At 72.4% G+C, this 5563-nt stretch carries 5 protein-coding genes; 1 reads left to right on the top strand and 4 read right to left on the bottom strand.

The window, feature by feature from the left end:
• The first annotated feature begins 857 nt into the window (after positions 1–857).
• A complete protein-coding gene (locus GTW43_RS18390; protein WP_202501611.1) occupies positions 858–1949 on the top strand; it encodes a hypothetical protein in 1092 nt (363 codons plus the stop codon).
• Here the strand turns inward: GTW43_RS18390 and GTW43_RS18385 are convergent.
• The 4 genes from GTW43_RS18385 to GTW43_RS18370 form a co-directional block, all read right to left on the bottom strand.
• The gene (locus tag GTW43_RS18385) at positions 1888–2790 is read right to left on the bottom strand and encodes a type II secretion system F family protein (RefSeq protein WP_161303106.1); all 903 of its coding nucleotides are present in this window, start codon (positions 2788–2790) and stop codon (positions 1888–1890) included. The two genes, GTW43_RS18390 and GTW43_RS18385, sit on opposite strands and share 62 nt — an antisense overlap.
• 3 nt (positions 2791–2793) lie before the next feature.
• The gene (locus tag GTW43_RS18380; RefSeq protein ID WP_161303105.1) at positions 2794–3744 is read right to left on the bottom strand and encodes a type II secretion system F family protein; all 951 of its coding nucleotides are present in this window, start codon (positions 3742–3744) and stop codon (positions 2794–2796) included.
• Between the two features lie 34 nt (positions 3745–3778).
• Positions 3779–5122: a CpaF family protein gene (locus GTW43_RS18375; protein ID WP_161303108.1), complete on the bottom strand. Its 1344-nt coding sequence runs from the start codon at positions 5120–5122 to the stop codon at positions 3779–3781.
• 17 nt (positions 5123–5139) lie between these two features.
• Positions 5140–5563: TadE/TadG family type IV pilus assembly protein (locus GTW43_RS18370; RefSeq protein ID WP_343246048.1), on the bottom strand; the 424-nt coding region annotated here is incomplete at its 5' end.

The following is a 5563-nucleotide window of genomic DNA, read 5'->3' as shown; positions in this document are numbered from 1 at the left end:
TCATGGATTGCGTGGCTGGTCTCCGGCGGATGGTTGCGCTACCTCCGCTTCTCTCGTCGTCAGCCGACCCTTCGTCCTGGGCCGGCTTTCGTCGGCTGAGGATGAGGGTGGAAGCGGCCGAGGTCACCATCTCCGTAGAGGCCCTTCGGGCGTGCCCGCCGCACCAGCCGACGGGTCGGGTGCGGCTATCGGTGGGGTGAGGGTGAAAAGGCGCAGCTACGGGGAGCGGTGCAGAGGCGGTCGGCCGACCGCGCCCCCGTGGAGACGGGCGAGTGGAACCCTTGTGACACCCCTACCCCGGCTGGTTCCGCAAGTACGTCACAAACGCTCCACTCCCCTCCCGCCTCGAGACGGGCGGGACACATGTGACCCCCGCAGTCACACCCGCCCCACCGGCCGCAAGCCGACCGACCACCCGCGCACCCCACTCCCCGTAGCTGCGCCTTTCCCCACCTCTCCCCCACACATAGCCGCACCCGACCCGTCGGCTGGTGTGGCGGGCACGGCCGAAGGGGCTTGACGAAGATGGTGACGCTGCTCCTTCCACCCCTCCTCCTCAGCCGACGAAAGCCCGCCCAGGACGGGGAGTCGGCTGACGACGAGAGAAGCGGAGGTAGCGCAACCATCCGCCGGAGACCAGCCACGCAATCCATGAAAGGGCGCCCACCGGCCCGCGCCCGACTTCGAACCACCTCTGCCACCCCACCGTCGCGTGCGACGGACCCTCAGCCCCACCGGTCCGGTCGGCCGCCGACGGGCCGCCGCCCACGGCACCACTCGACGCGTCCCCGCCCCATCGCGTCCCGAGTTATCCACAGCCTCCCGCGCCTCCGCCCGTTCGCGGGCACGCTTGGGGGATGTACGACGGAAACGAGGGCAACGGGCCGGCTCCGCTGGCGTGTCTTGCCGAGCGGGGGCTGCTCGTGGCCTCGCATGCGGTGCGGGCCGGGTGGCAGCATCGGGCGCTGTACCGGGAGTTGGCGCGCAGCGGCTGGGTGCGGGTCGTGGCCGGAGTCTGGGCCGAGCCCGGGCGGCGGGTCGATCTCCTGATGCGGCTGCGGGCCGAGCAGGCTCTGTGTGCTCGGCTCGTCGTCAGTCACCTCGCTGCCGCTGTGCTCTGGCGGATCGAGATGCCGGGGGCGGTCGCGGCCGTTCCGGAGTTCATCGATCCGGAGCGCCGCAAGCGCAGCAAGCGGCGCGACGGGCTGCGGGTTCACCGGGCGGTTCTGGGGCCGCGTGACGTGTCGCGGCGGCACGGGCTGCTGGTGACGTCCCCGGACCGGACCCTCGCTGATCTGCTGCTCTCCGGGATGCCCCGGGATGCCTGGCTGGTCGCCGTCGAGTCGGCGCTGACGTGCCGGACCGTCGGGCGGGACCGGCCGGTACGGCGGGGGGCTCTCACTCGGCTGCCTGCGGTGGAGGAGGCGGTGCGGGCTCGTCCGGGGGCGCGGGGTGAGGCTGTTGCGTGGCTCGGGCTCGTCGATCCGCGGTCGGGGTCGGTCGCGGAGACGCTGGCGCGGCTGGCCATGGTCGATGCCGGGCTGCGCCCCGAGAGCCAGGCCGAGGTCGACACCGGGGACGGGCGGCGGGTGTTCCTCGACTTCCTGTTCCGGGAGGAGGGGCTGGCCGTGGAGGTCGAGGGGTACGCGTATCACGGGAGCCGCGAGCAGCATCGGCGCGATGTCGAGCGGTTCAACCGGATCCAGGGCTGTCCGGAGGTCCGGGCCCTGCTGCGTTTCACCGCCGTCGAAGTGTTCCGCCGGCCCGCGCGCATGGTCGCCCGGGTGCGTGCGGAGCTGGCGCGGTTGGGTGGGGACACTCGCTTGCCTCCGCGGGCCGGGGTGGACCGCGGGGCACCGCCGTCGGCCCTCGCGCGGGGCGCGTCGGTCACCGTCCCAGGATCGACCCGAAGTTCGAGCCCGAGCCGAGGAACATGCCCGTCGCGATGAGGATCATCGTGGCCGGGAGCATGAAGACGAGGGTGACCATCGTCGCCTTGGGGATCGTCTTCGCGGCGCGGCGCCGGGAGTTCTGCGCGTCGGTGCGGCGCATGTCCGTGGCGAGCTGGATGAGTGTGTCCGCGATGGGCGAGCCCAGTTCCTCGCCCTGCTGGAGCGCGGAGACGAACTGGGAGACCTGTTCGGACGCGTTGCGGCGGCGCAGTTCGTCGAAGGCCTGCCGGCGCGGGACGCCCATGTCCATCTGGCGCAGGGTGATGCGGAGTTCGTCCGCCCAGGGCCCCTCGTACTTCTCCGCGACGCGGTCCAGGGCCTGACGGAAGCCGAGGCCCGCGGAGACGACCACGGCGAGGACGTCGAGGAAGTCGGGGAGGGTCCGGTCGATGACCTCCTTGCGTTCGCGGGTCGCCTGCCAGATCAGGGCGTCGGCGGCGAGGGCGCCGAAGGCCAGGGTGAGCAGGGCGAGGAGCAGGTTCCCGTTCTTGAGGAAGACCAGGGCCATGAGGACGCCGAAGGCCCCGTACACGGCGCGGCGGGCGGCGTAGCGGTCGATGGTCAGGCCGCCGGGGTTGCCGGCCATGTCGATGCGGCGGCGTTTGGCGTCGACGCGGCGCGGGCCCATGAGGCGCAGGACGAGGGGGGCGAAGCGCATGCCGAGGCGGTCGACCGCCGAGCCCGCCGCGGAGACGCGGGTGGCGCCGACCTCCAGGGCGAGAGCGAGGTCGCTGGGGACCTTGGCCTCGGCGCGGTACATGCGGATGCCGGTGAGGACGCCGAGCACGGCGAGGCCCGCGGCCAGGGCGAGCAGCAGTCCCACGACGGTGGTGGACACGGGTCAGACCTCGATCTTTCCGAGGCGGCGGATGACGAAGAAGCCGATGGCGTAGAGGCCGAGGGAGACGAGGATCAGGGTCTGTCCGATGCCGGAGCCGGTCACGCGGGCGAGGGCTCCGTCGTTCGAGGAGTTGATCAGGAGGAGGGAGCCGAGGCCGAGCAGGGGGACGGTGAAGGCGGTGGCGTTGACCTCGGAGAGCATGGTGCGGATCTCGCGCCGGGTCTCCTTGCGGTCCTCGAGGGTCTGGGTGAGGTTGCGCAGGGACGAGACGACGGAGCCGCCCGCCTTGTTGGAGAGGACCAGGGTGGTGACGAGGACGACGAGTTCGCGGGAGGGCAGCCGCGCGGCGAGTTCGTCGAGGGTGTCCTCGACGGAGCGGCCGAGTGCCAACTGGTCCGAGACGCGGGAGAGTTCCTCGCCCGCGGGGGCTTCGAGCTCCTCGGCGGCCATCGCGAGGGCGGTGCGCAGGGCGAGGCCCGCGGCGGTGGCGTTGGCGAGGAGGCGGGCCACGTCGGGGAGTTGGTTGATGAAGGCCTCGATGCGCTTCTGGCGCTGCCAGTTGAGGAAGATGACCGCCGCCCAGATCGCGACGGCCCCCGCGATCGGGCCGAAGAATGGGGCGAGGGTGGTCGCGGCGAGGATCCACAGGGCGGCGACGACCGCGGTCACGTAGACGAGGAACTCGCCCGCGGTCAGGTCCAGGCCCGTCGTCGACAGGCGCAGGTGGACGGCGCGGCCGAGGCGGGTGCGGCGTGCGCGGCGGTCGACGGCGGTGAAGCGGCGGGTGCGGGCGCCGGAGGGGAGGGCCGGGCCGCCGGGACCGTAGGCGTCGAGGCGGTCCTCCAGGGTGCGGCGCTGGGCGCGCCCCGAGGCGTAGACGTGGGCGCCGGCGACGGCGACCAGGCAGGCCAGGACGGTCGCGCCGAGCGCGATGAGGGCGGCGTTCGTCACGGAGCGAGTCCCCTTCCGGGTGCGGTGCGGGCGGTCATCCGGTGGCCTCCCTGGTGTTGCGGACGTCGGCGACCTCGACGACCCCGAAGCCGGGCGGCACGGTCTCGCCCGCCACGTAGAGGCGGTCGGCGACCCGGCGCGGCAGGGGCAGATGCTCGTAGTAGCCGTGCACGCGGCGCTCGCCCCCGGCGGTGGGGACGAAGGGCTGGGCGGCGAAGCGGGTGACCGTGTTGATCGTGAACTGTTCGCGGCCGTGCGAGACGAGCAGGGCGATCTCGGTGACGCGTCGTGAGCCGTCGGCGTGCCGGGTGAGCTGGACGATGACGTCGACGGCCGAGTTGATCTGGTCGCGCAGCGCCTCGAAGGGGACGTCGACCTCGGACATCGAGCCCAGTGTCTGGAGGCGGGTCAGGGCGTCCTCGGCGGTGTTGGCGTGGACGGTGGCGAGCGAGCCGTCGTGACCGGTGGACATGGCCTGGAGCATGTCGAGCGTCTCGCCGCCGCGGACCTCGCCGACGATGATGCGGTCGGGGCGCATGCGCAGGCTGTTGCGCACGAGGTCGCGGATGGTGACCTGGCCCTTGCCCTCGACGTTCGGGGGCCGCGATTCGAGGCGGATCACGTGCTCCTGCTGGAGCTGGAGCTCGGCCGAGTCCTCGATGGTGATGATGCGCTCGTGGGGCGGGATCAGCGCGGAGAGGGCGTTGAGGAGGGTCGTCTTGCCCGAGCCGGTGCCGCCGCTGACGATGATGTTGAAGCGGGCCCGGACGCAGGCCGCGAGGAGCATCAGCATGTGCTCGTCGAGGGAGCCGAGTTCGATGAGTTCGGTGAGGCTGTACGCGCGCGGGAAGCGGCGGATGGTGAGGGTGGCGCCGGTCAGCGCGAGCGGCGGGATGATCACGTTGACGCGCTCGCCGGTGGGCAGGCGGGCGTCGACCATGGGGTTGGACTCGTCCACGCGGCGGTTCACCGTCGACACGATGCGCTCGATGGTCTGCATGAGCTGCTCGGACGAGGCGAAGCGGAGCGGGAGCTGCTCCACGCGGCCGGCCCGCTCGACGAAGATGGCGTCCGGGCCGTTCACCATGATCTCGGTGATGGAGGCGTCCGCGAGGAGCGGTTCGAGGATGCCGAGGCCGAGCGCCTCGTCGACGACCCGGCGGATCAGCTGGGTGCGCTCGGAGGAGCTGAGGACGGGGCCCTCGCGGCTGATGATGTGGCCCAGGACCCGTTCGAGGCGGGTGCGGCGTTCGGGGGCGGCGAGCGAGGACATCTCCGCGAGGTCGATCTCCTCGAGGAGCTTGGCCCGGTAGACGGCGACGAGGCTGTCGTCGCGGGCCGGTTCGACGCCGCTGCCGGTGGCGTTCTGCGTGGCCACGACGCGGGAACGCAGGCTCACGGGTCTCTCCTGTCGTTGGGCATGGTCACGGTGCGGTGCAGGTCCCACCCGTCGAAGAGGGGGATGATCGCGGGCACGTGGACGGTGACGGTGGCCGTGACGGTGTCGCCCTGGCCGACGGCCGCGGTGGGGTGCAGCCAGGCGCTGGCGCCGGCCGAGGCGGCGGTCTGGCCCGTCCCGGGTTCGAGGGACTCGGCGCGGGCCGCGGCGCGGGCCGCGGAGCCCGCCTGGTTGGCGCCGTAGCCGACGAGGCCGAGCTGGATCGCGGCCATGCCGATGACGAGGAGGAAGGGGAGGAATCCGGCGAACTCCAGCATGGCGACGCCGCGGTCGTCTTTCGGCTTCAGGTTCGGGTGCAGGTTCGGGTTCGGGTTCGGGTGCGCGTGCGTCGTGGCTGGGCGCGCAGTTCCCCGCGCCCCT

Origin of the sequence: Streptomyces sp. SID5785 (assembly GCF_009870065.1) — a bacterium.
Lineage (GTDB): Bacteria > Actinomycetota > Actinomycetes > Streptomycetales > Streptomycetaceae > Streptomyces.
The sequence above is the reverse complement of the archived record's forward strand: the minus strand, read 5'-3'. Positions and strand labels throughout refer to the sequence as shown.